Annotated in this window: 28 protein-coding genes; 6 read left to right on the plus strand and 22 right to left on the minus strand. The window is 58.3% G+C overall.

Going from position 1 to position 24,984, the window contains the following annotated elements:
• Positions 1 to 83: 83 nt before the first annotated feature.
• From ACOYNV_RS07270 to ACOYNV_RS07285, 4 genes are read right to left on the minus strand one after another with little or no spacing between them, the layout of a single operon-like run.
• On the minus strand, positions 84 to 356 hold the full coding sequence (locus tag ACOYNV_RS07270) for a cation-transporting P-type ATPase (RefSeq protein ID WP_422899119.1): 273 nt from the start codon (positions 354 to 356) through the stop codon (positions 84 to 86).
• Positions 335 to 1,258 (minus strand): sodium:calcium antiporter, encoded by a 924-nt coding sequence (locus tag ACOYNV_RS07275; protein WP_422899089.1) that lies wholly within the window; start codon positions 1,256 to 1,258, stop codon positions 335 to 337. The genes ACOYNV_RS07270 and ACOYNV_RS07275 overlap by 22 nt, the downstream gene beginning before the upstream one ends.
• The gene (locus tag ACOYNV_RS07280) at positions 1,255 to 2,172 is read right to left on the minus strand and encodes a universal stress protein (RefSeq protein WP_422899090.1); all 918 of its coding nucleotides are present in this window, start codon (positions 2,170 to 2,172) and stop codon (positions 1,255 to 1,257) included. The genes ACOYNV_RS07275 and ACOYNV_RS07280 overlap by 4 nt, the downstream gene beginning before the upstream one ends.
• Positions 2,169 to 3,833 carry a cation:proton antiporter gene (locus ACOYNV_RS07285; protein WP_422899120.1) on the minus strand — a complete coding sequence of 555 codons (1,665 nt, stop codon included), beginning with the start codon at positions 3,831 to 3,833 and terminating at the stop codon, positions 2,169 to 2,171. The genes ACOYNV_RS07280 and ACOYNV_RS07285 overlap by 4 nt, the downstream gene beginning before the upstream one ends.
• On the opposite strand from ACOYNV_RS07285, the gene ACOYNV_RS07290 reads away from it, so the two are divergent.
• Complete coding sequence (locus tag ACOYNV_RS07290; RefSeq protein WP_422899123.1) at positions 3,804 to 3,932, plus strand: hypothetical protein; 129 nt, start codon at positions 3,804 to 3,806, stop codon at positions 3,930 to 3,932. The genes ACOYNV_RS07285 and ACOYNV_RS07290 overlap by 30 nt on opposite strands.
• Position 3,933: 1 nt before the next feature.
• Here the strand turns inward: ACOYNV_RS07290 and ACOYNV_RS07295 are convergent, their stop codons facing one another.
• The 12 genes from ACOYNV_RS07295 to ACOYNV_RS07350 all read right to left on the minus strand — a co-directional run bounded on the left by ACOYNV_RS07295 (position 3,934) and on the right by ACOYNV_RS07350 (position 12,102).
• A complete protein-coding gene (locus ACOYNV_RS07295; RefSeq protein ID WP_422899091.1) occupies positions 3,934 to 4,176 on the minus strand; it encodes a hypothetical protein in 243 nt (80 codons plus the stop codon).
• Complete coding sequence (locus ACOYNV_RS07300; RefSeq protein WP_422899092.1) at positions 4,173 to 5,024, minus strand: GGDEF domain-containing protein; 852 nt, start codon at positions 5,022 to 5,024, stop codon at positions 4,173 to 4,175. Before ACOYNV_RS07300 ends, ACOYNV_RS07295 begins: the two co-directional genes overlap by 4 nt.
• A gap of 183 nt (positions 5,025 to 5,207) precedes the next feature.
• Positions 5,208 to 5,852, minus strand: a complete 645-nt coding sequence (locus ACOYNV_RS07305) for a carbonic anhydrase (protein WP_422899093.1) — start codon at positions 5,850 to 5,852, stop codon at positions 5,208 to 5,210.
• A gap of 54 nt (positions 5,853 to 5,906) precedes the next feature.
• A complete protein-coding gene (gene ccmE, locus ACOYNV_RS07310) occupies positions 5,907 to 6,350 on the minus strand; it encodes a cytochrome c maturation protein CcmE (protein ID WP_422899094.1) in 444 nt (147 codons plus the stop codon).
• 31 nt (positions 6,351 to 6,381) lie between these two features.
• A complete protein-coding gene (htpX, locus tag ACOYNV_RS07315; RefSeq protein ID WP_422899095.1) occupies positions 6,382 to 7,257 on the minus strand; it encodes a protease HtpX in 876 nt (291 codons plus the stop codon).
• Between the two features lie 74 nt (positions 7,258 to 7,331).
• Complete coding sequence (locus ACOYNV_RS07320) at positions 7,332 to 7,883, minus strand: DUF2062 domain-containing protein (protein WP_422899121.1); 552 nt, start codon at positions 7,881 to 7,883, stop codon at positions 7,332 to 7,334.
• Positions 7,883 to 8,563: a Bax inhibitor-1/YccA family protein gene (locus ACOYNV_RS07325; protein ID WP_422899096.1), complete on the minus strand. Its 681-nt coding sequence runs from the start codon at positions 8,561 to 8,563 to the stop codon at positions 7,883 to 7,885. The genes ACOYNV_RS07320 and ACOYNV_RS07325 overlap by 1 nt, the downstream gene beginning before the upstream one ends.
• Positions 8,564 to 8,685: 122 nt before the next feature.
• Positions 8,686 to 9,192, minus strand: a complete 507-nt coding sequence (locus ACOYNV_RS07330; protein ID WP_422899097.1) for a universal stress protein — start codon at positions 9,190 to 9,192, stop codon at positions 8,686 to 8,688.
• The gene (locus tag ACOYNV_RS07335) at positions 9,189 to 10,172 is read right to left on the minus strand and encodes a TerC family protein (protein WP_422899098.1); all 984 of its coding nucleotides are present in this window, start codon (positions 10,170 to 10,172) and stop codon (positions 9,189 to 9,191) included. Before ACOYNV_RS07335 ends, ACOYNV_RS07330 begins: the two co-directional genes overlap by 4 nt.
• Before the next feature lie 10 nt (positions 10,173 to 10,182).
• The gene (locus ACOYNV_RS07340; protein WP_422899099.1) at positions 10,183 to 11,133 is read right to left on the minus strand and encodes a YcjF family protein; all 951 of its coding nucleotides are present in this window, start codon (positions 11,131 to 11,133) and stop codon (positions 10,183 to 10,185) included.
• A 22-nt stretch (positions 11,134 to 11,155) separates the two neighbouring features.
• Complete coding sequence (locus ACOYNV_RS07345) at positions 11,156 to 11,743, minus strand: hypothetical protein (protein WP_422899100.1); 588 nt, start codon at positions 11,741 to 11,743, stop codon at positions 11,156 to 11,158.
• Complete coding sequence (locus ACOYNV_RS07350) at positions 11,740 to 12,102, minus strand: HPF/RaiA family ribosome-associated protein (RefSeq protein WP_422899101.1); 363 nt, start codon at positions 12,100 to 12,102, stop codon at positions 11,740 to 11,742. The genes ACOYNV_RS07345 and ACOYNV_RS07350 overlap by 4 nt, the downstream gene beginning before the upstream one ends.
• Before the next feature lie 111 nt (positions 12,103 to 12,213).
• On the opposite strand from ACOYNV_RS07350, the gene nhaR reads away from it, so the two are divergent.
• Positions 12,214 to 13,116, plus strand: coding sequence for a transcriptional activator NhaR (gene nhaR / locus ACOYNV_RS07355; protein ID WP_422899102.1), 903 nt, complete (start codon positions 12,214 to 12,216; stop codon positions 13,114 to 13,116).
• A gap of 170 nt (positions 13,117 to 13,286) precedes the next feature.
• Here the strand turns inward: nhaR and ACOYNV_RS07360 are convergent, their stop codons facing one another.
• Both ACOYNV_RS07360 and ACOYNV_RS07365 read right to left on the minus strand, forming a co-directional pair.
• A complete protein-coding gene (locus ACOYNV_RS07360) occupies positions 13,287 to 14,609 on the minus strand; it encodes a type II toxin-antitoxin system HipA family toxin (RefSeq protein ID WP_422899103.1) in 1,323 nt (440 codons plus the stop codon).
• Positions 14,602 to 14,955, minus strand: coding sequence for a helix-turn-helix domain-containing protein (locus tag ACOYNV_RS07365; RefSeq protein ID WP_422899104.1), 354 nt, complete (start codon positions 14,953 to 14,955; stop codon positions 14,602 to 14,604). The genes ACOYNV_RS07360 and ACOYNV_RS07365 overlap by 8 nt, the downstream gene beginning before the upstream one ends.
• A gap of 882 nt (positions 14,956 to 15,837) precedes the next feature.
• Here ACOYNV_RS07365 and ACOYNV_RS07370 point away from each other — a divergent pair.
• Entirely contained in the window at positions 15,838 to 16,668 is an 831-nt protein-coding gene (locus ACOYNV_RS07370; protein ID WP_422899105.1) for an EcoRV family type II restriction endonuclease, read from the plus strand.
• Positions 16,665 to 17,582, plus strand: a complete 918-nt coding sequence (locus ACOYNV_RS07375; protein WP_422899106.1) for a Dam family site-specific DNA-(adenine-N6)-methyltransferase — start codon at positions 16,665 to 16,667, stop codon at positions 17,580 to 17,582. The genes ACOYNV_RS07370 and ACOYNV_RS07375 overlap by 4 nt, the downstream gene beginning before the upstream one ends.
• Positions 17,583 to 18,310: 728 nt before the next feature.
• Here ACOYNV_RS07375 and ACOYNV_RS07380 read toward each other — a convergent pair.
• The 4 genes from ACOYNV_RS07380 to ACOYNV_RS07395 form a co-directional block, all read right to left on the minus strand.
• Positions 18,311 to 19,501 carry a Fic family protein gene (locus tag ACOYNV_RS07380; protein ID WP_422899107.1) on the minus strand — a complete coding sequence of 397 codons (1,191 nt, stop codon included), beginning with the start codon at positions 19,499 to 19,501 and terminating at the stop codon, positions 18,311 to 18,313.
• Between the two features lie 335 nt (positions 19,502 to 19,836).
• A complete protein-coding gene (locus ACOYNV_RS07385; RefSeq protein WP_422899108.1) occupies positions 19,837 to 20,679 on the minus strand; it encodes an EamA family transporter in 843 nt (280 codons plus the stop codon).
• Positions 20,676 to 22,106, minus strand: coding sequence for a phosphonoacetaldehyde dehydrogenase (gene phnY, locus ACOYNV_RS07390; protein WP_422899109.1), 1,431 nt, complete (start codon positions 22,104 to 22,106; stop codon positions 20,676 to 20,678). Before phnY ends, ACOYNV_RS07385 begins: the two co-directional genes overlap by 4 nt.
• Before the next feature lie 36 nt (positions 22,107 to 22,142).
• Complete coding sequence (locus ACOYNV_RS07395; RefSeq protein ID WP_422899110.1) at positions 22,143 to 22,886, minus strand: FCD domain-containing protein; 744 nt, start codon at positions 22,884 to 22,886, stop codon at positions 22,143 to 22,145.
• 142 nt (positions 22,887 to 23,028) lie between these two features.
• On the opposite strand from ACOYNV_RS07395, the gene phnC reads away from it, so the two are divergent.
• Both phnC and phnD read left to right on the plus strand, forming a co-directional pair.
• Positions 23,029 to 23,865, plus strand: coding sequence for a phosphonate ABC transporter ATP-binding protein (gene phnC / locus ACOYNV_RS07400; RefSeq protein ID WP_422899111.1), 837 nt, complete (start codon positions 23,029 to 23,031; stop codon positions 23,863 to 23,865).
• 38 nt (positions 23,866 to 23,903) lie between these two features.
• On the plus strand, positions 23,904 to 24,872 hold the full coding sequence (phnD, locus tag ACOYNV_RS07405) for a phosphonate ABC transporter substrate-binding protein (RefSeq protein WP_422899112.1): 969 nt from the start codon (positions 23,904 to 23,906) through the stop codon (positions 24,870 to 24,872).
• The last annotated feature ends 112 nt before the right edge of the window (positions 24,873 to 24,984 follow it).

The raw sequence follows: 24,984 nt of genomic DNA on the forward strand, positions 1-24,984 counted from the left end.
AACAAATATGAGGGATCGCGAAAATTCAAGCATACCAAGTTAATTGTAGGGTGGATAAGCGCAGCGCATCCACGGGCTTCAGGCTAATTTGAAATTGGTACATCAGTAATTACCAACTTCCTGAGAAGATAAAATCGGGAAGTTATTTCGTAGCCGTTCCTAAGCGGGACGGTGTGGCTTTCGGCGAGCCGATTGGATCCTTGGCTGCCAGGGCGTTGTTGCGCTACGTCCGTCGTCAGGCCACGGGATGTGTCTGACTCGATCTGACGCAGGACTTTGGCAGTGGAGTGAGCTTGCCAGGCAGTATCAGGATGAACAGGCTTGGTGATCGACTTCAGGAGGTGAGTGTCGCCCAGACAAAGGCGACATAGAGCATCAACAGCAGGAAACCGCGGCCACGCGCGATCAGGCCGCTGCGGTTGGGCAGCAGTAGCAGCAGCGCGATGATGCCGCCGGCGAGTGTCAGTGCCACCTCGTTCACGGGTGCGGCGATCGGATGTATCGTGCCGGTGATGCCAACGATGGCCAGCCCGTTGAATAAGTTGCTGCCGATCAATGTGCCGACGCCGACATCGTCGTGGCCGCGCAGTCGCGACAGTATTACCGTCACCATTTCAGGCAGGGATGTGCCGATTGCTACCAGCACCACCCCGATGACGTAGGTGTCGACGGCAAAGGCGGCGGCGATGCCCGTTGCCCCGCTGACAAACAGGCGACCCGCCGCGATCAGCGCGCCGAGACCGAGTACACCGAGCAGCAAGCTGGCTCCTGTCGACAATTCGCTGGCTTCGACATTTACCGCACTTGATCTGTTTCGCAGGGCGCGGTGCACCGTCCACGCCAGCCAGACGAGGAATACAGCCAGCAGCAGTAATGCCTCGGCACGTTCGATCCGACCGTCGAAAATGAGGGCAAAGGTCAGTGCGGGGACTGCGAGGGCAAGGGTGAAATCGCGCCCGAAATCTTGCCGTGTGGTCTGGACGGATCCATACAGCAAGGCGAGACCGAAGATCAGCGCGATGTTGACAACGTTGCTCCCCAGCGCATCACCCAGACCAATTTCCGGCTGGCCGGCAAGCGCGGCGACGGTTGAAACGGTAAGTTCCGGGCTGGAGGTGGCGAAGGCCGCCAGTGTGGTTGCCACCACTGCCTTCGGTACGCGCAGATGGACTGCCGCTCCGAGGATGGACTTGAGGAAGGCCTCGCCGCCCGCGGCTGCCAGCAGCACGGCGCCCAGGAGGAGTGCCAGATCGGTCATGGCGATTGGTCAGGCGCCTGGCGCGGGTCGCAGATGACCAGGACATCGCATTGCGATTCCGCCAGCGCATGCTTGGTCACACTGCCGAGGAGCAATTCCTCGGCAATATGCGAGCCGTGCTTGCCGATGACAATCAGGTCGGCATCGACCTCCTGCTCCATGGCGATGATCTGCTGCGCCGGATCGCCGTGGACGATCCGCGCCGAGTATTCCACCGCCCTCAGTCCGGCGACAGCCGCCACATCGTGGAGACGTTTTCGCCGAACATCGCCCTCGCGGGTGACGTACTGGCGGATCACCTGCTCGTCGACCCCGGCAAACGTCAGCTTGCCCTCGTAGGGCAGTTCAAAAGCATGCAACAAGACCAAATCGGCATTGGGCGCCCAATACCTCGCCAAACGGATGGCCTGCAGCGACACCGGTGAGAAATCCACGGTAACCAGGACGCTGCGATAGGCCTCATGCGGCGCTTGCTTCACCACCAGCACCGGTCGCGACGAAGACTTGCGCAGCAGGCGAGCCGCTGTCGATCCGAGCAAAGCGTGACGCAAGAAGGACTCGCCGCGGGCACCGAGCACCACCAGATGCGCATCCAGCGCGTCGGCCTCGGCAGCGATTGTGGCCAGCGGGTTCCCCTCGGCTACGCGCGCCCGCGCCGCAACACCACGATGGATCGCAGCATCGCCAGTCAACTGATCGATGCGCGTATGGGCATCGTTTTTCAAAGCCGCCTTCACCGCGAACACGTCGTCCCCCAGCATCTCGCGCAGGCTGTCGAGGGCATCGAGCTCCATTGCATGCAGGATGCAGAGTTCGCTGTCAGTGCTGGCGGCCTGGTAAAAGGCGCGTTCGACGGCATGGCGGGCCGGAGCGGAAAGATCGGTGGCGACGAGGATCGTCTGGGCGCTGGTCATTTGGCATCCTCCTTCACATGGGTTTCAATCACGGGCTGGTAGTCCATTTCGCGTATGTCTTGCAGCATCTGGTCGATATCGACGGTGGGAATCCGTAACATCCGCAAGGCAGTCGCACCGAGACGCAGGCTGGATTCAATGGCCTCGGGATAGGCATGGATTGCGCCGGCTTCGATGAGGGCCGAACTGGCTTGGAGGTCGCGGGCGCGTGCGATCACCGGCACCTGCGGGCAATGCTGGCGCAACGCGGCTACCGTCCGTAGTGCGACGGCATGGCTGTCGACGGTGATGATGGCCAGGCTGGCGCGCTCCGCCCGGGCCGCTGCCAGCAGTTCCGCATCAGCAATGTCGCCGTAGAGCACGGCATGCCCGTCGGCCTGCCCTTGATCTACCCGCTTCGGATCGGTGTCGAAAGCTACGAAATCGACGTCGCTCGATTTCAGCAGTACGGCGATGGTGTGGCCGACCCGGCCGTAGCCGCCGATCAGTACCTGAGGCACTGGCAGGCTGGCCACCCGGTCCGCCAGCGGGGGAGTCTCGGCGGGCGGCCTGGTCAGGCGGGCGGCAATCGCCTGGTTGTAACGGATCAGCAGGACGCCCGCGATCATCGAGAACAGAACGGCGGTCAGCACGATCTGGCCGACTTCCGGCTCGATCACGCTGGACTCGAGCGCGATGGCGAGCAGCGCGAAGCCAAACTCGCCTCCCACCGCCAGCAGCAGGGCGGTTCGCCAGGCTCCGAGCGTGTCCATGCCGCTGTGGCGGACGATCAGGGTGACGACCACGATCTTGCTTGACAGCAGCAGCAGGGCACCCAGCAATGCCCAGTGCCAGATGCGGGGCAGCGTACTTGGGTCGATCAGCATGCCGATGCCGACGAAGAACAGACCGAGAAGCACGTCGCGAAATGGACGGATGCTGGATTCCACCTGATGACGGAACTCGGTCTCGCCGAGCATCATGCCCGCCAGAAAGGCACCAAACGCCAGCGACAAGCCCAGGCTATTGGTCGTCCAGGCGGCTGCCAGCACCACCAGCAAGACCGTGAGGGTGAACAATTCGGCGGAACGGCGCTCGGCGACCAGGCGGAAGAGCGGGCGCATGGCCCAACGCACGGCATAGAAGACCAGGGCGAACGCCAGCACGGCCTTGGCCAAGGCCCAGCCGAGTTCTCCGGCGAGCGCGTTCATCCCCGTAGCGGCGCCCAGCACGGGAATCAGGATCAGGAACGGCACGGCCGTGACATCCTGGAATACCGAAATGGCGAGGCCGAGCCGACCGTGCGGGGTTGTGTCCTCGCCCTGTTCGGCGAGTTGCCGGGCGATGATGGTGGACGAGGATTGCGCGAAGACGGTGCCGATGACGAAGGCCTGCGTCGGGCTCAGGCCAGCCAGCCAGAGCAATGCAGCCACGGCAGACGTGGTCAGTGCAACCTGCGCGGTACCCAAGCCGAGAATCTGGTGACGCATCGCATGCAGTTGCGGCAGCGAGTAGTTGAGCCCGATCGAGAACAGCAGGAAGACCACACCGAACTCGGCCAATACCTTGAATTCCGGAACATTCACGGTCGGTCCGGCGGTGTGGGGTCCAAGGATCAGGCCGACCAGCAGGTAACCGAGGCTGGAGGGGATATGCAGCCGCTGGAAGGCGATCATCACCATCACACTCACTGCCAACAGCAGGATGATTTGAACCAGATGATCCATAGGGCTTACGAGCTCATGATTATTAGCGTTGTAGGTACTTTGTTGCAGGTGTGACTCATGATACCGTCTGGTTGTTCCTGATGATCGCAGTCAGGGCATCAACCGCGTAGTCGACGGCGTTGCGCATAGGGTAAAGAATGATCGGGGCACCCAGCGTTTTCATGGGAGTACCGTCGAACTCCGCGCAGGTGGCCACCACTTCGCCGGTGAAATGCAGTTCGCGCAGGCCGCGCAATACAATGACTGCGATGACTGCCGCAGCCGGCACCGCAACCAGCCGTCGCCAGTCCCCTCTCAAAATTCCTGCTGCTGGACACGATCGCGACCATTGTTCTTGACCTCATACATCAATGTATCCGCTTGCTTGAGCAACAAGTCGAAATCCTGTGGTGCGACTTTGTAGCTGGCAACGCCAATGCTGAAGGTTACCTGCCAGCCGTTTTCTCTCATTGCCGCGAGCAAGCGATTGTGCAGTTTTTCAACGTAGCCGGAGGCTGCCTGGGCACCCATGTTCGGCAGCAGGAGAGCGAACTCATCTCCACCCAGACGACCAGGAATATCGCTGATCCGGACCTGTTCGCGAATAATTCTGGCGACCACCGTAAGTAGCGCATCGCCGATGTCATGCCCCAGCGTGTCATTGACCTCCTTGAACCGATCGAGGTCGATGAAAACCGCAGTGAAAGATGCACCCTGCCGTTGCGCCTGTGCAAACGCCTGCAGCCCGCGCTCATGGAACTCCCTGCGGTTGGGCAGTTGCGTCAGGGCATCCTCGCGCGCTATGCGCGACTCCCGCAGCAGGACATGACGCACTCCACCGATCACCCATGCGCCCAGAATGAAGATGGCAAGGCGCATGGCCGTATTGAAGATCAAGGGAACGACATCTGCCTGATCGCCTGCCAATAATCGGTCGGCGATGAACCAATCGAGAGCAGCCAGCACCGCCACCCCATACCCAAGCCGCTTTCCGTTAAACCAACTGACAACAAGGACTGGCAGAATGAAGAAAACGTGGAACTCGAAAGCCATGCCGGTCAGGGTGTGCAGATAGCCCACCAGCAGCGTGCTTAGAATGCACAAGACAAGAATGCCCGATCGAATCATGAATCCGGGTTGCAAAAGCAACAAGGCTTTCAAGTTCATGGCAACGTTGCTCCCTGACGGCATTCGCTCGATGCGTTTCCAGATAGTGGGGCGATGTGTAGTTTGTGCTTCATCTTGCCACCGCGTCGTTCCTGAAGATGATGGGCAAGGCCTGGACCGCGTAGTCGGCGGCGGTGCGCATTGGCGCCCTTGAGGTCGTTGGCGGAAATGTCACGCACTACGCTATATTCCAGCCGCATCACTCCCGATCGGCTCGAAACCTTTGCGCGCCGGGTAGTAGCTCAATAGCTCGCCTTCCGCGATGTCGAAATACCAACCGTGCAGATGCATGGCACCCGTCGTCACGCGCTCGGCGATCCAGGGATAAGTCATCAGGTTTTCCAGCGAGACGAGGATGGCCGCCTGCTCGCAAGCCCGTGCCTGCAGGGCGGGCGATTTGGCCGGCAGATCGACGAGCACACGCTCGCGTGCGCGTTGTGCGATACCGACCCACTTGCCGATGAACTCGCCGCCCGGACCGGTGCCGTTCATCAAGGCATGGATACCACCGCACTGGGCGTGACCGAGCACGATGACGTGCTCGACGGCGAGCGACAGCACGGCGAATTCCAGCGCCGCCGGCACGCTGGCGAAGCCGCCGCCCGGCTCGTAGGGCGGCACCAGATTGGCCACGTTGCGCACCACGAATACGTCGCCCGGTTCCGCGCCCGTCAACAGGGCCGGATCAACACGGGAATCGGCGCAGGCGATGATCGCGGCTTTGGGGCGTTGTCCCTGCCGCAGTTGGTCGAACAGTTCGCGGTCCTCGCTGAAGTATTTTTCCTGGAAGCGCCGGAAACCGGCGATGAAGTTGGCAATGTCTTTCATGGTGCGGCGTTTTCTCGATGCATGGTTGGATGAAAATGTCTTGTGGGTTGGGCGCTACCTGGTTTGCGGCGAGGTCTTTTGCGCTGCGTCGATGGCGTGCTGCGCTTCGGGCGGCATGTAGTTCTCGTCGTGTTTGGCCAGTACTTCGCTGGCCACGAAACGGCCATCGCCTTCGATTCGACCCTGGACGACGGCGCCCTTGCCTTCCTTGAAAAGATCGGGAAGGATGCCCTTGTAGGCGACGGGAACCTCTTTGGACGTGTCGGTGACGATAAACTGGATGGTCAGACCATCGCCTTCGCGACGGATGCTGCCTTCCTTCACCATGCCGCCGATGCGGAATGCCTTGTTCCTGGGCGCCTCGTCCGCCGCCACCTGGGTAGGCGTGTAGAAGAACGCGATGCTGCTGTTCAGGGCGTTGGCTACCAGCGCCGTGGCGAACGACAGCGTGACCAGTCCGCCAAGGATCAGGGCGATGCGTTTTCGTCGCGCTGTCATTTCCTTGATTCATCCATGACGGTGCGTACGATCACTGTTCCGCCTTCAGAGCCGCGATACGTTCTTCCAGCGGTGGATGCGTCATGAACAGGCGCTTGATGCCAGCACCGCCACCGCCACTGATGCCGAAGGCAGCCAGCTTTTCCGGCAGGGGCGCGGGATGCAGCGAGTTCAGCCGTTGCAGCGCGGCGATCATGTTCTGGCGCCCGGCGAAGCCGGCGCCGCCCCGGTCAGCGCGGAATTCGCGCTGGCGCGAGAAGTACATGACAATGATCGAGGCCAGCACGCCCAGCACCAGTTGGGCGACGATCATGGTGACGAAGAAGGCCGGCCCCTGGCCGCGCTCGGTCTTGAATACGATGCGATCCACCAGGTGGCCGATGACGCGCGAGAGGATTATGACGAAGGTGTTCACCACGCCCTGAATCAGCGCCAGCGTCACCATGTCGCCGTTGGCGACGTGGGCGATTTCGTGACCGATGACGGCCTCGGCTTCGCTTTTGGACATCTGCTGCAACAGACCGCTGGAGACGGCTACCAGCGAGCTGTTCTTGCTCATGCCGGTGGCGAAGGCGTTGACCTCGGGCGTGTCGAAAATGCCGACCTCGGGCATCTTTATGCCCGCTGCGGTCGAGTATTTGCGCACTGTTTCGACCAGCCAGAATTCGGTCGAGTTCGCCGGCGTTTCGATCACCTGTACGCCCATCGCCCTCTTTGCCGACCACTTGGAGATGGCCAGCGAAATGAAGGAACCGCCGAAGCCCATGACCGCGGCGAAGATCAGCAGCGAGGTGAGATTCAGGCCGTTGGCGTTGAGGTGGGGTTCAACGCCCAGGAGGTGCATGCTGACGGACAGCACCAGCACGATAGCCATGTTGGTGGCGAGGAAGAGGAATATGCGTTTCATGGGTTCTCCTTGGCGTTACAGTTCAGTATGGCGATACGGGGGTAGTCGGCAGCAGCGCTTTCAGTTCGCGGATTTCAGCGCGCAGGCCGATCGAGTTCTGCCTGCGCGGATGCTCGACCCAGGCGCCGTTTCGCAAAGACGCCCCAGATCCATGCCTGGGAGATCAGCAGATAGCTGGCGAGGGCGGCGACCGTTGCCGTGATTCCCAAGCCTGTGAACAGCGGCAGGCCAATCGTTCCCAGGTTTTCCCAGATGCTGGCGGGATCGGTGAATGAGAAGACCGCCGGAACGGGTGTTCCCGTCGCCCAGGCGCCCAACTGATACGCGGCGTAGTAGATGGGCGGGACAGTCAGCGGGTTGGTTACCAGCGTCCCGGCAGCGGCGACCGCGACGTTGGCGCGCAGGAAGACTGCCGCGGCCGCGGCGAGCAGGATCTGGGCGACGGGAATCGCCAGCCCGATGAACAGGCCGATCGCCACGCCGGCAGCGACACCGCGGCGGGACCAGTGCCACAGCTTGGGATCGGCAAGGTGAGGTGCCAGCGTGCTGAGCCAGCGATTGGCTTCAAGCTCCTCGCGGCTTGGCGCCCATGCCCGGAAACGCTGCATTAAGGGAGGCATCGGCATCAATCATCCCCGCTCATGAAACCGAGAAGATGCAGCAGGCTGGTGAAGAGATTGAAGATCGAGACGAACAGCGTCACCGTCGCCAGAACGTAGTTGGTCTCGCCGCCGTGGATGATGTTGCTGGTTTCGTAGAGGATCAGGCCGGACATCAGCAGCACAAAAGCGGCCGAGACGGTGAGCGACAGCGCCGGAATCTCGAAGAAGATCGCCGCCAGACCCGCGAGGAAAGCGAGCAGGATACCGACCATCAGGAAGCCGCCCATGAAGCTGAAGTCCTTCTTCGTCGTCACCGCGTAGGCTGAAAGCCCGACGAAAATCGTGGCCGTGGCACCCATCGCCTGCATGACTATCTCGCCGCCGTTGGGCAGGCCGAGATAGCGACTGATGATGGGGCCCAGCGTGTAGCCCATGAAACCGGTCAGGGCGAATACGGAGAGAATCCCCCAGCCGCTGTCCTTGAGTTTATGCACGGCGAACAGCAGGCCGAAATATCCGGCCAGCGTGACGATCAGTCCGGGATGCGGCAGTTTCAGCGCCACCGACGTGGCGGCGGTGGCGGCGGCGAACAACAGCGTCACCGAAAGCAACAGATAAGTGTTGCGGATCACCTTGTTGGTGGCGAGAACGGATTCGACGCCACCGTGCGGCAGGGCGATGGCCTTGATTTTCGGATTGTTCATTGCAGTCTCCTGTGGTTGAAGAAAAGGGTTCTAGAAAGTCGGCGCTGATAAAACAACTGCGCTACAAGGCGGTCTAGCAAAAATCGCTCTCCTCGCCGGAGCGGCGGGCGGGACGGGATTATTCATGGAACCACCGCCAGTGGTGGTCCGCCCAGATGCATAAGTTTGCTGGTCACTGAACCAAACAACAGGCCTTCCGTGACACCGAGGCCGCGACTGCCGATGACGATGCCGCTGCAACGAAGTTGCTGGGCCAGGTGCAAAATGCCCTCGGCAACGTCGCCCATCACAGCATGCAGCCGCCAGGGGTACCCTTTTGCGTCGAGCAGCCCGCGCGCCCGTTCGCTGGCAAGCCAGGCGCGGTGTGCCAGTTCCGCCTCGGCCGCTTCCTTGGAAAGCCACGGCTGCACATGCACGAGATGCAGGGCGCAGGCGTTCATTTCACCGGCCTGCTGCACGGCATGGGCGACAGCGCGCAGTGCATTGTCCGAGCTGTCGACCGCGACCAGCCAGGGATTCACTTCTGGCCTCGCCAGCGCTGGCACACTGTCGAAGGCGAGACCGACCAGGCGGCCGTCATTGTCGCGCTCGGAAGAAATGGGGACGGGTAGATCGGGTGAATGGCTCATGCCTCTTCTCCAGCGACGACAGAACGGGGTTTCGACAGGGCAAGACTGGCCACGACCGACACCAGGATGATGCTGCCGACGATGGACAGCGACCACTGGATCGGCATGTGGAACCAGGGCATGACGAGCATCTTGCCGCCTATGAACACCAGCACGATGGCCAGGCCATACTTGAGCAGGTGGAATCGATCCGCCATGTCGGCAAGCAGGAAGTAAAGGGCGCGCAATCCCATGATGGCGAAAATGTTCGAGGTGAAGACGATGAACGGGTCGGTCGTCACGGCGAAGATCGCCGGGATGCTGTCCACCGCGAACACCACGTCGCTGGCCTCGATAAAGACCAGCACCAGGAACATCGGCGTGGCCCAGAGGATGCCGTTCTGGCGCACGAAGAAGGATTCTCCGTGGAAGTTCGGCGTGATGCGAAGGTGGCTGCGCAGCCAGCGCAGCAGCGGGTTCTGCTCGAGGTCGGGCTGGGCCTCGGCGAAGATCAGCATCTTGATGCCGGTGATGACCAGGAAGGCGCCGAAGACATAGAGAATCCAGGCAAACTGGCCGACCAGCCAAACCCCGGCGAGGATCATGCCGGCGCGCATGACTATGGCGCCAAGCACGCCGTAGAGCAGCACGCGGCGCTGCAATTCGGGTGGTACGGCGAAGTAGCCGAAGATCATGACGAAGACGAACATGTTATCGACCGACAGCGACTGTTCGATCAGGTAGCCGGCGAGGAATTCGAGTGTCTTCTTTTGCGCCACCTCCGATCCCTGGGTGCCGTTGAGGTACCACCAGAGCAGACCAGCGAAAGCGAGCGCCAGGCAGGTCCAGGCGATTACCCAGGCCAGGGCCTCCTTGACGGACACCTTGTGCGACTTGCGCCCGCCGAAGACGAACAGGTCGAGCGCCAGCATGGCTAGCACGAAGACGATAAAGCCGGCCCACATCGGGCCGGTGGCGAAGCTGTCGGTGACGGCGTTCATAGGTATTTCTTCAGGCGCGCACGAGCGCCATGATCTGGCCGGCGTCGAGCGTGGCGGCCTTCTGTTGGATCTGTGGCAGGTACTGGGCCTGCATTTGCCTGGCTGGGCCGAGCAGGCTCTGGAAGGTTTCGCGCAGCAGGGCTGTGTTCATCGTTCGTCCGCCGGCGTAATAGCGTTTGGCGGCCTGGCCGAGCGCATAGGTAGTGGCAAAGGAGAAGGCCATGCCGGTCGCCGCGCCGCCAAGCTTGCCGAAGGTCTTGCCGGCCGCCTTGCCGAGCAGGCCGCCCAACAACTTGCGGCCGAATTGCTCCAGATACTGCGAAGTCAGGCCGACCCCGGCAGCCGCGATGAACTCCTTGACGTGGCCCTGATCGAGCGCCACCCCGTGTGCCTGGCCGATGCCATAGACCATCTTGATCTGCAGCGGGATGATGGCCATCGAGGCCCAGGATTGCGGCAGCAACTCCAGTGCGCCGGTCAGCAGCGCGTAATTGAGGATGGACTTGTCCTGCCCGGCAACTGAAACTGCCGACAGGATTGCGGGCGCGGATGTGGTTGCAGGCTGCGGCAGCACGAATTCGGTCTGGTCGACCAGCGCGTCGACTTCGCCCTCGATCAGATCGGTCTCCATCGCCGGCAGTGCAAGCAGGCGCTTCAGTTCGTCGAGGAAGCGTCGCTCGCCGTCGGCCAATCGCCCGTCAACCTCGCAGACGCAGAGCGCCATTTCATAGGCAAACTGGCGCTGGCCGGTATCGGTTAGCATCGCCGCAATGGCGGCCAGCGGCAGGCGCTTGAGCAACACGTCCTGATACAGGCCGGTCAGATCGGCGGTGCCGTTCTCGTTGGCCAGGCTCTCGGCGACGCGTCGCACTTCCTCACGCTCGCGCTCATCATTCGCACCATCGGCGAAGGCGGCATGGAGGGCAATGGCGAGAATGGCTTTCTGTTCCTCAGGTGTCATGTGTATTTTCTTGAAAAGTTGGTCATGGCTGGATGGCGATGATCGTCGCCTTGATCTTGCCTTGCGCTAGCCGCGTGATTTCGAAGCGCACCCGCTCGTCGCCCTTGCGATAGTCGTGTGCCTCGGCCTCGGGCGTGGCCGACATCACGCTCTGTGCGTAGCCCTGCGTGGCGAAGCCCTTGGCGTAATGATCGAGCACCGTAATGTAGTCGGCGCGACCCTCGTAGCTCACCGTGATCTCGCGGCCGTCGCGCTGCCAGTGCGAGCGTGCCAGGCCGGGATAGCGCGTCACGGGGCCAATGTCTGTGCCCGATACGTCGCGTGGCGGCGGCTCGGACTTGAGCGCTGGCACCAGGTCGCCGAGCGCCTCGCGCGTGCGGGGGACGGCCTGTTCGACCTGTGCTGCGATGACGCGCACCGCCTCCGGTGCGCCCTCGGTGAGCGATTTGCCTTGGCCCCACAGCCACCCGAATGCGGCCAGCACGGCCCAGGCAAAGATGGCAAGCAGCACCATCAGGCCGACCGCAATGGCTAACCAGGTGCCGCGACGAATCTGGAAGAAACGCGGGGCAAACTGGGAAGCCAGGACCAGCAAACCGCCCTTGCTCATGGCTCTCCCTCCGGGAAAGGATTCGAGTGGTCAGGGGTGGCCTGCCGGGTGGCCAGTTGGTGACGCCGGGCGACACGGCGGTCCAGAGTGCGACCGGCACGTTCTGCGGCCCGATCAATGGCGACGTAAAGATCGGCCTGGGTGTCGCGGATGGCAATCGCGGAAGCGCCTTTCAGACGAACTTCAATAGCACAGCGTTTGTCGACGCCGCCTCGGGGGCCATTGACATCCGAAAGGCGTATCACGACGCGCGAGACGATATCGAGGCCATGATTCAGGGCATACGCCAGTCGCTTGGCGACGTGGTCGCGCAAGCCTTCGGTCAGGTCAAAGTCGTCGGCATGGATCTGGATTTGCATTTGATTCCCCATTCGTAACAAGTCAATATGATTATGGGGATTCTCATCATTCGATACAAACAGATAATAATTAGCGATATGATCGAAAATAACGAATAAAGGAATGGCCTTGTGTTGAATTACAAACATCTGCATTACTTCGTCAGCGTTGCACGCGAGGGCGGCGTTATCCGGGCATCCGAGCGCCTGCATCTGGCGCCACAGACCCTGTCCGGCCAGATTTCGAAGTTCGAGGAACGGATCGGCGTGGCCCTTTTCAACCGCACCGGGCGCCGGATGGAGCTGACCCCGGCGGGAAAGCTGGCCTTGTCCTACGCCGAGGAAATTTTCCAGACGGGTGCGGAACTGGAGGACATCCTGCGCCATGGTGGCGAGGAGCGCTTCGTCACATTTCGTGTCGGCATTGCCGATGTGGTTCCCAAGTTTGTCGCCCATCGCCTCCTTGCGCCGGTTCTGGAACTGCCGGAGACAGTACGCTTGATCTGTCAGGAAGACCGGCTCGAACGCCTGCTGGCCGATATGGCGATCCATCGCCTCGACATGGTGCTGGCCGATCGCCCGATGCCGCCAGGGACCGAGATCAAGGGCTATAGCCACCCGCTGGGAGAATCAGCGGTCGCCTTTATGGCATCACCCGCGCTTGCCAAGAAACTGAAAGGCCAATTCCCCGCGAGTCTGGAAGGCGAACCGCTGCTGTTGCCCGGCAAGGACAGCGCGTTGCATGGTGCCCTGCCGCGCTGGCTGGATCGGCAAGGTATCCGGATGCGAGTCGTCGGCGAGTTCGACGACAGTGCCCTGATGAAGGCGTTCGGTGAGGGCGGGGCCGGCCTGTTTCCCGTCGCCATCGCGAGCCTGCGAGATGTTGTGGCGCACTACCGGGTCGAGCAAGTCGGCGCGACCGAGGACATCCGCGAACGCTTCTTCCTGATTTCGCCGGAACGGCGTCTGACTCACCCGGCCGCGCGCGCGGTCAGCGAACATGCCCGCGCCGGCTTGTTTGCCGGAGCAGGCTAACCAGTCACGTCTGCGGCTAATGGGGTCAGCATCGCATTCATTTTCGCTGAAACGAATGCGATGCTGCTACGCAGATCTGTTACCCAATTCCACACTTCGCAATTTCTTTCGGCGGGATTAGCCTGACTCCACTGATACAGCTTTCGTTGCACGCTGAGTAGCCGGCGACCTTACCGCGCCTTGTGAGAGAACGCTCCGTCCGGGTTCTTGTAAGCGTTGGATTCCTTATGCTCCGGTTCCAAATTCGACATGCCCAGCAAAGCCCTAACATCTCCAGGCGGTAGCACACGTGCGCTGGCGGTCGGCTGGATCCCGGCGATCCCTTTTTCCCATTCGTCCATCATGCGTTTCGCGGCAGGCCGGAAGAACGGGTATTTCTCGGCATACACCTGGATATCCTTGAATGTGTTTTGAAGCGCATCGGTCACGCGGTAAAGGGCGTCGGCACGCACGGTTGGCGAGAGTTGCAGGCGCTGGGCGGCGTATTTGTGCAGGCTTTTCCCGCATGCCCAGACCTTCTTGCCTTCCAGGGTCAGCCCGGGGATGTTCGTTGCGTACGTGGGAAAGGCGGTCACTGTCAAAATGTCGTAAACCGGCGCCAGCGCCACATCGGCCAGCGAGGTATAGGTCAGCGCGAAATTCTTCAGGTGTGCATCGGCGTTATGGATGGCGTAGTTCAGCAGGAGCAGCTTGAACAGGCGGGTCGCGTTTTCAAAGAAGTGCTTCGGGGGAACGTAATCCTTCAGCCGCGCTGCGATGTTTTCCAGCGAACCGTCGTATTTCGATTCTGGATCGTTGCCCTGGAGCGAGCAGAAATCCTCGACACCCAGGGTCGGCCCGGCGGCAGGCCGGTCGAACCGGCGGATCGCCAAGACTTCGCCATCGTCTGAGAGAAAGGTTTCGGGTACGACCAATCCTGCACGCGCGGCGGCACGCAGGCACAGGTATTCATTGATGGACAGGCCGGGCAAATCCGGGCGGCCCGTTTTGACGATGTATTCTTCAGTGGTCATCGTGGTCTTGTCACCCCGGAGCAGCTTGGGCATGACCCCGGACACGCCCTCAGTCACACCGGCTTCAAGGTGCTGCAGGAGTAGCTCCCGCGAGTTCGGGCTGGCCAGCAGCGTCGCGACTTGAAGATTATCCAGGATGCTGGCCAAGGGCTGCCCTTGGGGTACGCAGCTAACCCTGCCGATTGTGCGTTGTCCGGTGAAGGCGAGTAGGCCGATATCGGTCACTTGGGCCAATGCGCCGAGCCGTTGGCGAATCAGGTCCTTCTTGGCGCCTTCCGGGAGGTTCATCCGAAAGTACGGATGCAGCCCGCCCCGGCCCCACTTGTAGCTTTCCGCTCGGACGGGCATGGTCAGTGACACGAGGAGTTCCGGCGGAGTCTCCGGCAGGTACGTGAAGATAAAAAGGCCTTCCGGGTTAGCGCCAAGGACGCCTACTCGTGATTCGCCGACATAGACGTCAAGACTAACGGGTTCAGCCAATCGCCTTCTCCTTTCTGGAGTGGCGGACGCGCTGGGAGCTTTGCTTACCTTGCTCGAAGTACCGCTCTTGCCCCACGCTGAGTCCGAGTGGTGCCGCACTGTTGATTCGTTCGCGTTGAATATCATCGAGCGTACGTGAATGCCCCAAGATCCTCGGATAGAGTTCCAGACCGACCAGGTTAAACAGAGTCAGGAGTTTCACAACCCCCATTTCGAGCAGATCGCCGCGTTCAAACCGAGACACCGTGGGAACGCTAACACCCGCCTGTTTAGCGACATCCTGCTGGGTCAGCCGGCGCTCGATGCGGGCCGCGCGGAAGGTTTGGCCTAGCTCGATAATATCCATAATTTATCCTGTACGATCTTTAATAGACTAAATCCAGCTTGTGTAAGCATACAAGATCAGTAATGTGCCATCAATTCAAATGATCTTGTATGACTCCTTATGCATATAATGTAGTTTAAATGATCTCAAGGGATATGTAATATTGGCCAGAGAAGTGTAAATCGCTGGAGTAAATCGATGGGATCAGACTTCATCGACCTCTCCTTTCGCTTACCACCAGGATCATTCGATTCTGACCCTATTGATTTCGGAGGCTCAGTGATAGGCGATGGCCGATAGACGGCCTACAAGCCAATGAATACGGGCACCTTGAAAAGGCATGCGCCAGGAACAAACAAGCATGCGGCTTCCATGGCAGACTGCCTGAAGATAGCCTATTGATGCGGGCTACAGGGCAGTGGCTTGAAATCCGTGATCCGTCCCGGCTTACCCGCCTATTTCGACTCTGAAAACCGTGCCCCTGTTTCTTTCAGCTCAACAGTTGTAGTGCGCAGCGTTTGCTCTCCGGCGAACCCTGCCGAGCTATCAACACATCGCCGCCATGTGCCCGTGCGCGATTTTGTAGGGTGTGAAACGCGAAGCGTTGCGCACCTTCAGGCGGATCAAGCACCTCAATTTACGCAAGGGATTCCGCGTGCGCAAAGAAAAGAATTTGCGCACCCTACCGGGCTTTAATGCGTGACCGTTGTGGCATGGCTGCTCCAAAAAGAATGCGAAGTTGCCCCCTTTAGTTCGCACAAAAAGAATTCGAAGCTGAGCCCTTTTGGTTGTTACTGTTTAATTGGAGTCTGTCCCCGATTGTTCTGCAGCAACTACGCCAGTTCCTCTCTGGTGCCGGAGCCTGTAACATGTCCCATTAACTAAATTCAGGGCAGCGACACAATGACCGAAAAAGAGAGCTTTTCAAGAAAACTCGTTGAGTTCGTGACAGAACTAAAAGGTCATGTCAGTACGAAAGACGGCCAATGGACCGTCAAAGGATTTGTTGATATTTTCGAGAATGTCTATACGATCTCATCGGATACCAAGATTGTGTCAAAGATTCTTGAGATTCATCTTTTCCCACAGATCCTCGCGTTTGCACAAGCCAACGAATACAAAGTCGTTCTTGCTACGCATCAGAATTACTACCCCGATATATCGTTTGTAAAAGCTAGTGACGAGTCCATCAGGTTCGCCGTTGACTTCAAGACCACATACAGAAATCCCAAGAAGCCGCACTTGTGCAATGGATTTACACTCGGCTCACATGGCGCCTATTTTGAGAACAGAACAAGCACCAAGAATATTCAGTTCCCTTACGGTTCATATTCCGGCCATTTCTGCCTCGGCATCATCTATGACAGAGCGGTCGGAGCAACCATTGATGAAACAAAAGCCCACAAGATTGAAGAGCTGCATTCCATAGCATCCGTAGCAAGTAATTTCCACTTCTTTGTTACAGAAAAATGGAAAATCGCAAGCGACAAAGGTGGAAGCGGAAACACAGCCAACATCGGCAGCATCAACAACATTGCCGACATAGTCAGCGGCAGGGGCATGTTCTCAAAGCTTGGCGAGCATTGGTTTGACGAATATTGGATGAATTACAAAAAGATCACAGTCCAAGACGAAAACGGTGCTACGAAGAAGATTTCTAATCTTCGAGAATTCGTTGCGTACAAGAATGGCGACGTTTCTTTGGTCGTAGACAAAAGGAATAGCGAGGAATGATTACGAAAGTGGGTGTCCCGCCGATTAAGTCGCAAGGCATAAAAACAAAACTAGTCCCGTGGATACAAAGCATAGTTCCGAGCGACTTCAATGGCACGTGGATTGAACCATTCATGGGCACAGGGGCCGTGGCTTTCAATATTGCGCCACGCCGAGCCATTTTGTGCGACACAAACCCCCACCTTGTGAACTTCTACGCCGGCATAGCGTCTGGTCAAATAACGCCGGAGGTAGTTAAGGAATTTCTTACCCGCGAAGGGGAAGTTCTGCTATCCAAGGGCGAAGATCACTATTACTTTGTAAGAGAGCGATTTAATTCAGAGCACTCGCCACTTGACTTCTTGTTTATAAATCGTGCTGGCTTCAATGGCATGATTCGATTCAATCGAAAGGGTGGCTTCAATATCCCGTTTTGCCGAAAGCCTCAGCGATTTGCGCAGGCATACATAACGAAGATTACCAACCAAGTCAGCTGGGTGAGCAAACTCATTAAGACTAAAGAGTTCACCTTCAAGTGCCAGGACTTTAATAAGACCATTGAAGAGGCAACCTCAGCCGACGTTATCTACTGCGACCCACCATATATCGGTAGGCATGTTGATTACTACAATGGGTGGGGTGACTCTCACGAGCGGGAGCTTTTTAATAAACTCTCCAGTTTCAGCGGTAGATTCATTCTGTCAACATGGCATCACAATGATTATCGCGAAAACGAGTATGTGAAGAGCCTTTGGTCAGAGCATAGCGTTCTTACACGAGAACACTTTTATCACGTTGGTGGCAAAGAAGAAAATAGAAACCCTGTTATTGAAGCTTTGGTCACAAACTTCAATGCCATTTCTACAGAGCGTAAAGAAAGCCAAACGCAATACATGCTGCTTGAACCGGCTGCCAAATATGGCACGGCGGCATAACCCGGCAGTCCACACGGACGCTGCGCGATAAAGCCGCGCAGCGCCGGTGACTTCTACGTTAGCCCTTACGGTACTCATGTTCTTGCTTGTTTCTCTTTTCAGCTTCTTCAATCAGCATCGGGCTGCAACGCCCGTGTTTATTGGTTCTCCGCCTGCCACCTTTGTAGGTCGCCGTTTCATGCGCCTTGCAGGCCTGTTCTTGCGTGCGGCTGGCTTGGGTTTTCGTTCTCCGTCGCTTCGCTTGGCGGGGGGATCGCCTCTTCTGGCCTTGGGTGGTGCACCGCAGGGAACAATCGGGGACAGACTCTTATTGTTTAGCCGCTGGAACCTACTGCCAATTGACTTTCTTCAACAAGTCAAGTCCGTGAGCCAATAATAATTGGGGACACCACGGTTTCTGTTTCCCCGTCCCTGAAAACCGCAAGGAAACTGTGGACGTACCACGGTTTTCATCGACGAATTAATGGAACTACTCGGACAGCTTCGCTCTCTCTTTTCTCGAAGAATTCCGAGTTGAACAATATGCTGTTGTAACAGGAGCAGATCGCTTTTAACTTTTTCGCACTGATACCAAACGGCTGCAGCCCTTATAGATAGGCACTCTTCAGCAGATGCGCCTGAAGAGTGCCGTCTTTATTGCATCTCCAGCAACACTCCTTGCATAGTGCCATTTGGCGAGGCTTCCAGGGCGGCGAGTCATTTCTGCCAACCGCCCTTGCCCAACATGGTCATTCCTCTGAATCCGCCTCTGCCTCTGGCCACAGCGACGGAAAATAGAAACGTAGCGCATGCAGCGGCAAACCGAAGCGTACCTTGCCTTGCGGGGTATCCGATTTAAGCAGGCCGCGCCGGATCAGGGCAGACAGGGCGGTGACGGCGGTGCGCTCGCCCAGTCCCATCATGACTTTGAATTCGCCCCGCTCCAGTTCGCCGCCGGTCAGGAAGAGGTAATGCAGCGGTCGCAAGGCTTCGCGGCGCACGCCTGAGCGCAGACTTTCTTCCTCAAACGTCAGACAGGCGGCTATACGCCTTTCCATCGCAGCAATGTCGAGCAGGCCCCCCATGAACTTTACCTGCTCCAGACAAACGTCAAGAACGTAGTCGATCCATGCCACCAGCCCTTGTTCGCTGAGATTGCCACGACCGTCCAGGTCGCCGCGACGGGGCGAGTCGGCGTCCGCCAGGCAAGCGTAATAACGGTCCACCGAGCGTGCGAATCCGCGTAGCGGCGACCACAAGCCATTGGTGTAGCCGAGCGCGCTCAGCATGGCATGCGTGTGCAGGCGCATGACGCGGCCATTGCCGTCGATAAAGGGGTGAATCCAGCCTAGGCGCTGGTGGGCGGCGGCCAGCGCCAGCAACGCGGTTTCGCCCCGGCGGATATCGCCATAGTACTGGCTCCAGCGCACAAGCAGGCCCGGCAAGCTGTCGTGGGCCGGGGCGATGTGGCGCCCCACTTTCACCTCGCGCTGGCGCAATTCGCCCGGAACGATGGTTTCACCCTCGGCAGTTACCCGGTCTTCTGCCGACAGACGTGAGAATAGTTCGCAGTGCAGATCCTGAATCCCCGCCGGGCTATAGAGCAAGAGGCCGCCGGATTCACCGCTGTAGCGTTGCTCGACAACCGCTTCGGTCTCAATGTGGGCGATGGCCAGACGTTGCCGTGAGGCAAGTTCCTTGTTGGCGGAAAAATTTCGGGCAATGGCCTGTTCTATTTCCAGCGGACGAGTGTGTTGCCCCTCGATGCGGTTGGTGTAGTAGGAGTTCATCCCGCGCAGCAACCCACGCAAACCGGGGGCGATAGGCATCCCGGCCAGTTGGGTGGCACTGCGCGACAGGTCATGGGCCTTGGTCAGCAGAGGCTCCTGCTTTGCCAGCGAAGGAAGTAGCGGTTCGAATTGATACGGTGCGTCGTACATGGCGGCTCCTTTTGCGAACATTATGTTCCGCCGAGGCGATTGATTCAATTGTTTTATTTCGCCTTTTGCGTAATTATTTGCGTACATGAATGCGAACTCTTAGCACCAGCCCATCGCCGCCGGATTGATCGGTATCGAAAAGTTATTCGACCCTGCCTCCCTCTGTTTTATAGATAAGTAGATAGGGGATACCACAGTTTCAGAGCCGTTCACACCAACTCGCTGACCGCTTTGATAAGGCCTTTGCCGAGCATCCAACGACCGGGCATGACCTGCCGCTGGACGATGGCCCGTGAGTCGCCCGGCAGGTAAGCCAGTGGCTACAGACGCACCGACTATCCCCAGCGAATCACGGCGGCGCCTAGTGCAACCAGGACCGCACCGGCGGCGCGCCAGCGGCCCATGCGCTCCCTTAGTAATAGTGCCCCGAGCAGGACGGCAAATATTACTGAAGTTTCGCGAAGGGCGGCGACGGCAGGAATGGATGCTTTGGTCATTGCCCAGAGCACAATGCCGTAGGAGCCTAGCGTTAGAACCGAGCCGGCAAGGGCGGGGGCCCAGCGACGGCGCAAGTGAGTCATGACGGCTCGGCCGCGTTGCCACCAGGCGATGGCAAAAATACCCCAGGCGTCAAGAAAAAACAGCCAGAGCGTGTAGGACGCCGCGCTGCCCGACAGGCGTACACCAATGCCGTCAACAATTGTATAGGCAGCGATGATAACGGCGTTACAGCAGGCAAACCATATTCCGGCCTTGGCCACGGCTGCCCGCCTGAAGCCAAGCCAGGCCGGCAGCGTGATTCCGATGCCAATCAGGACAATGCCCGCCAACAGGCCCGGGGTGATTGTCTCTCCAGCCAGGGGCGCGACCAGTGCCACCAGCACCGGGGCGGTGCCGCGCATGAGCGGGTAGGCAATGGACAAGTCTGCGTGACGGTAGGTTTCGATCAGGGCCATAAAGTAGGCGATATGAATGAATACCGTCACACCAAGCCAGGGCAAGCTTTCCGCTGCCGGCAATGGCACAAAGGGCAGCAGGCAGGCCGAAATCAAACTGCCGCCCACCGCCAGGCCGGCAGTATCCAGCAGACGGTCCGGGCTGGCCTTGACCAGGTAATTCCAACTGGCGTGCATCAATGCCGACAGCAGCACCAGCAGGGCGACCGGGGTGGTAATCATCCCTGCCAGGGCAATGAATAGGTTTTTACGTTGGTAAAACTCTTCATGGCTTCGATGACACCTTCCTTGTAGCCAAGACCCGAGTCCTTGATGCCGCCAAAGGGGGTCAGTTCAAGCCGATAGCCTGGTACTTCGCCGACATTGACACTGCCGACATGCAATTCATTGACCAATCGTGTAATGACATCCAGGCGCTGGGTGCAGACACCGGAAGAAAGGCCGAAGGCGGTGCCATTGACGATGGCAATCGCTTCATCCACTGTTTCAAAGCGGATGATGGGAGACACCGGGCCGAAGGTTTCCTCACGCACCAGGGTCATTCCTGGCCGCACATGGTCGAGAAGGGTGGGTGAATAGAGCGCGCCGTCCCGGATGTTTCCGCACAACAGATGTGCTCCCTGAGCGACCGCTTCATTTACGCGTGACTCGAACAACTTTGCTGCAGCGCAATCGATGACGGTGCCCATATCCAGCGTGTCGTCCATCGGATCACCGTAAGTCCAGGCCCGCGTTTTAGTCAGCAATTTCTCGACAAACTTATCGGCGACGGCCTGATGCACAAGGATGCGTTTTACAGCAGTACAGCGTTGCCCGGAATTTTTGTAGGAGCCGCCAGCGGCAAGGCTGGCGGCTTCATCGAGATCTGCGTCATCCATGATGATAAGGGGGTCGTTACCGCCTAACTCCAATACAATCCGCCGATAACCGACTTTTGTGGCGATGTGTTTTCCGATGCTGACGCCACCGGTAAAAGTGACGAGATCAATCGCCGGATTTGTCAGCAGTTCATCGGCAATTTCTGATGGATCGCCCGTGACAACCTGGAACATTTCAGGGGGTAATCCTGCTTCGTAGAGGATGTCGGCCAGAAGAAGTGCCGAGAGTGGCACTTTTTCAGATGGCTTGAGTACCATCCGGTTGTTGGTGGCAACCGAGGGCACGATCTTGTGCGCGACCTGGTTCATCGGGTGATTGAACGGTGTAATGGCCGAAATCACACCCAGCAACGGGTCACGCTGGGTGAACACGCGCCTTTGGCGACCGTGCGGGGTAATGTCGCAGGAAAAAACCTGCCCATCGTCCTGTAAAGCCGCATTGGTACCAAAAATGAGTACATCGCGAACGCGGCCGGCCTCGTAGCGGCTGTCCTTTTTGCACAATCCGGATTCGGCAGTGATGAGATTGCTTATTTCCTCGACGCGAGCCACAACGATTTCTGCAGCACGCTGGAGAATGCAAGAACGCTCGTAGCGCGACAGGCGTGGTTTGTAGGCCAGGGCAATGGCGAAAGCTCGTCGTACATCCTCCACGCTGGCTTTGGGTACCGATCCGATGCAGGTGCCGGTAAATGGATTCCGGACTTCGATGACGCGATCACGTTCCTCATGCACACCACAGATGCGCATGGTTTCTTTTCGAAAGTTCATGGGATTACTCCAGAGTGAATTGAAAATATCGATTTGTTACTGCTTGCGCTCCGTGAGGAGCGGAATGACGGCTTCCTGATCGGCAAGCAATCGTTGCAGGCGCTTGCGGCTAGCCTCAATGTGCACACGAATGAGACGACAGGCCAGTTTTCCGTCGCCTTCGGTGATGGCCGCAAGCACGGCTTGGTGATCCCTCACTGAAGCCATCAAGCTGGATGCATCACGGACCTTTACGTGTGCCTGATGGCGAAACAGAGAAAGCTCGTTGACCAGTCGACGATAACTATCCAGCAACGTTTGATTGCCGGTCAGGATGGCCAGGCGGTCGTGAAACTCGATGTTGCAGGCATGGGCATTGGCGAAATCCCCGTTGCTGGCCAGCTTCTCGGCACTGGATAGCAAAGTTTCTAGACTCTCCAGCCACGAAGCCTTGGTGTCCGGGGGGGCGGCTGCGAGCTTTTTTACGATAAGTTCTTCCAGCGCCACGCGCACTTCATAAATCTCGTCGGCCTCGGTTGCGGTGATGTTACGAACGAATACGCCCCGATTTTTCTCGACGCGCACCAGGCCCTTTTCCTCCAGGCCGCGAAATGCTTCGCGTACCGGACCTCGCGAAACCCCTAGCAGTTCGGCCAAGGGGATTTCGGTGAGCTTGCTACCCGGTGCCAGTTGCCCCGTAACGATCATTGTTTCCAGGTGCTGTTGAACCAGTGAGGGCAGGGAATGGCTCTGCAATAACTGGATGGCGCTGGATGGGTGGTCGGGAAGTTGTTTATTCATGTTTTTAATCAAACCGAAATATTGATGGCAGATACTTAACTTATAGATTCGTTGCTTATTGTAAACAATCTGCAACATTCGAAGTATAGATTGCGAAGTGTTGCAGTTTGATTAATCACACGCAGAAAGTATTCGGGACGCCATGGGAACTGCCATCCAGATCAGAAATCTCAGCAAGACATTTCCATCCTGCAAGGCATTGCAGGATGTCAGCCTCGATATTGACTCGGGTGAAATGGTGGCTCTGATAGGCGCTTCCGGATCGGGCAAGTCGACCCTGCTCAGGCACATTGCCGGATTTATTGCGGCCGATGCCGGCAAGATCGTTGTGCTGGAGCAACTGATACAGCAAGACGGGAAGGTGGCGCCAAGGATCCGCAGCCTGCGCGCCAATATCGGTTTTGTCTTTCAGCAGTTCAATCTGGTCGGCCGCTTGCCGGTGATTACCAACGTGTTGACTGGCCTGCTTTATCGAACCAGCCTGTGGCGCAGTTTGCTGATGCGCTTTTCGCTGAATGAGCGCCAGCAAGCACTGGAAGCGCTGGTCGCGGTGGGTATCGAGCAGTCTGCCTGGCAACGTGCCGCCACCCTGTCCGGTGGCCAGCAACAACGGGCAGCACTGGCGCGCTGCATGGTGCAACGCGCCAAGGTGATTCTGGCCGATGAGCCAATCGCTTCGCTCGACCCGGAATCCTCACGCAACGTCATGGAACTGCTGGCGTCAATGAATCGGAAGCGCGGCTGTACGGTAGTCGTCTCCCTGCACCAGGTTGAATTCGCGCTCAAGTATTGCCCGCGAACCGTCGCCCTGCATCGCGGTTGCGTTGTATACGACGGACCTTCGGCGGCCCTGACGCCGCAATTGCTGGGCGAACTGTATGGCGCGGACGCCAAGGAACTGTTCGGCAAGATGCTCGATAGCCCGGCAATGAAGCAACCTGAACCCGGGCTCAGCCTCGCCATGGCTGCGGCCCGATAACCATTTTTTATCCAGCACCACCCTTTGAAGGAGAAACCATGATTCACAAGATCAAATCCCTGTTGGCGGTTGTCGCCATCGTTTTATCGGGCGTTGTTCATGCCGCAGAGATCAAAGAACTCAATTTCGGAATTATCGCCACCGAAAAGGCGGGGGCACTCAAACAGATGTGGGAGCCCTTCCTTGACGACATGTCAAAAGCGGTCGGCGTAAAGGTGAATGGCTTCTACGCCACCGACTACGCCGGAATCATCGAGGCGCAGCGTTTCAACAAGGTACAAATTGCCTGGTATGGCAACAAGGCGGCGATCGATGCCGTTGATCGTGCCAGTGGCGAAGTCTTTGTGCAGTTTGTCGATCTCGATGGCACGCCCGGTTATTACTCCTACATCATTTCGCATCGAGATAGTGGTATTACATCGCTTGATCAGGTGCTGAAAAACGGCAAGGAATACACGTTCGGGATCGGTGATCCGCAGTCCACTTCCGGTACGCTGGTGCCGACCTATTACGTGTTCACCATGAACGGGCTGGATCCAAAAACTCATTTCAAGGCCATGCGCTCCTCCAATCACGAGGGCAACTTTCTCGCGGTTCTTAACAAGCAAGTGGATGTAGCCACCAGTAACAGCGAGATGACCCAGAAGATCAAGGAGAAGTCCCCCGAGAAAATGGAGCAAATCCGGATTCTTTGGACTTCGCCCCTGATTCCGCGCGATCCGCTGGTCTGGCGCAAGGACCTACCGGCCGACATGAAGAAGAAGATTCAGGATTTCATGGTCGGCTACGGCAAGGACGATCGGGAAAAAGAAATTCTGAAGAATATGTATCGCCTGGCTGGCTTCAAGGCGTCGACCGATGCCCAGTTGCTACCCATCCGCCAACTCGAACTTTTCAAGGATCGTCGCAAGTTCGAGACCGACGTCAATATGTCCGAGACGGACAGGAGTGCCAAGCTGGCTGAAATTGACGCCAAGCTGAGCGATCTCGCCAAGCAGATGAAATGATCGTGGTTGTGAATCTCATCGAATGGCTGTGTTTTTCAGCAGCCTTTTCTGATTCCATCCGTTGTGACTTGTCATGAACCTAAAAAACTCAGTTGAGAGCGACAAATTGACC

Source organism: Propionivibrio sp., from assembly GCF_049316945.1.
In the GTDB taxonomy this organism is placed as follows: Bacteria; Pseudomonadota; Gammaproteobacteria; order Burkholderiales; family Rhodocyclaceae; genus Propionivibrio.

What these genes read in the sequence shown, in the direction of transcription:
- ACOYNV_RS07275 (WP_422899089.1), bottom strand. Translation starts at nt 1,258, where the DNA reads ATGACCGATCTGGCACTCCTCCTGGGCGCCGTGCTGCTGGCAGCCGCG.
- ACOYNV_RS07280 (WP_422899090.1), bottom strand. Translation starts at nt 2,172, where the DNA reads ATGACCAGCGCCCAGACGATCCTCGTCGCCACCGATCTTTCCGCTCCG.
- ACOYNV_RS07290 (WP_422899123.1), top strand. Translation starts at nt 3,804, where the DNA reads ATGCAGCCGCTGGAAGGCGATCATCACCATCACACTCACTGCCAACAG.
- ACOYNV_RS07285 (WP_422899120.1), bottom strand. Translation starts at nt 3,833, where the DNA reads ATGGTGATGATCGCCTTCCAGCGGCTGCATATCCCCTCCAGCCTCGGT.
- ACOYNV_RS07300 (WP_422899092.1), bottom strand. Translation starts at nt 5,024, where the DNA reads ATGAACTTGAAAGCCTTGTTGCTTTTGCAACCCGGATTCATGATTCGA.
- ACOYNV_RS07305 (WP_422899093.1), bottom strand. Translation starts at nt 5,852, where the DNA reads ATGAAAGACATTGCCAACTTCATCGCCGGTTTCCGGCGCTTCCAGGAA.
- ccmE (WP_422899094.1), bottom strand. Translation starts at nt 6,350, where the DNA reads ATGACAGCGCGACGAAAACGCATCGCCCTGATCCTTGGCGGACTGGTC.
- htpX (WP_422899095.1), bottom strand. Translation starts at nt 7,257, where the DNA reads ATGAAACGCATATTCCTCTTCCTCGCCACCAACATGGCTATCGTGCTG.
- ACOYNV_RS07320 (WP_422899121.1), bottom strand. Translation starts at nt 7,883, where the DNA reads ATGCCGATGCCTCCCTTAATGCAGCGTTTCCGGGCATGGGCGCCAAGC.
- ACOYNV_RS07325 (WP_422899096.1), bottom strand. Translation starts at nt 8,563, where the DNA reads ATGAACAATCCGAAAATCAAGGCCATCGCCCTGCCGCACGGTGGCGTC.
- ACOYNV_RS07330 (WP_422899097.1), bottom strand. Translation starts at nt 9,192, where the DNA reads ATGAGCCATTCACCCGATCTACCCGTCCCCATTTCTTCCGAGCGCGAC.
- ACOYNV_RS07335 (WP_422899098.1), bottom strand. Translation starts at nt 10,172, where the DNA reads ATGAACGCCGTCACCGACAGCTTCGCCACCGGCCCGATGTGGGCCGGC.
- ACOYNV_RS07340 (WP_422899099.1), bottom strand. Translation starts at nt 11,133, where the DNA reads ATGACACCTGAGGAACAGAAAGCCATTCTCGCCATTGCCCTCCATGCC.
- ACOYNV_RS07345 (WP_422899100.1), bottom strand. Translation starts at nt 11,743, where the DNA reads ATGAGCAAGGGCGGTTTGCTGGTCCTGGCTTCCCAGTTTGCCCCGCGT.
- ACOYNV_RS07350 (WP_422899101.1), bottom strand. Translation starts at nt 12,102, where the DNA reads ATGCAAATCCAGATCCATGCCGACGACTTTGACCTGACCGAAGGCTTG.
- ACOYNV_RS07365 (WP_422899104.1), bottom strand. Translation starts at nt 14,955, where the DNA reads ATGGATATTATCGAGCTAGGCCAAACCTTCCGCGCGGCCCGCATCGAG.
- ACOYNV_RS07370 (WP_422899105.1), top strand. Translation starts at nt 15,838, where the DNA reads ATGACCGAAAAAGAGAGCTTTTCAAGAAAACTCGTTGAGTTCGTGACA.
- ACOYNV_RS07375 (WP_422899106.1), top strand. Translation starts at nt 16,665, where the DNA reads ATGATTACGAAAGTGGGTGTCCCGCCGATTAAGTCGCAAGGCATAAAA.
- ACOYNV_RS07380 (WP_422899107.1), bottom strand. Translation starts at nt 19,501, where the DNA reads ATGTACGACGCACCGTATCAATTCGAACCGCTACTTCCTTCGCTGGCA.
- ACOYNV_RS07385 (WP_422899108.1), bottom strand. Translation starts at nt 20,679, where the DNA reads ATGATTACCACCCCGGTCGCCCTGCTGGTGCTGCTGTCGGCATTGATG.
- phnY (WP_422899109.1), bottom strand. Translation starts at nt 22,106, where the DNA reads ATGAACTTTCGAAAAGAAACCATGCGCATCTGTGGTGTGCATGAGGAA.
- ACOYNV_RS07395 (WP_422899110.1), bottom strand. Translation starts at nt 22,886, where the DNA reads ATGAATAAACAACTTCCCGACCACCCATCCAGCGCCATCCAGTTATTG.
- phnC (WP_422899111.1), top strand. Translation starts at nt 23,029, where the DNA reads ATGGGAACTGCCATCCAGATCAGAAATCTCAGCAAGACATTTCCATCC.
- phnD (WP_422899112.1), top strand. Translation starts at nt 23,904, where the DNA reads ATGATTCACAAGATCAAATCCCTGTTGGCGGTTGTCGCCATCGTTTTA.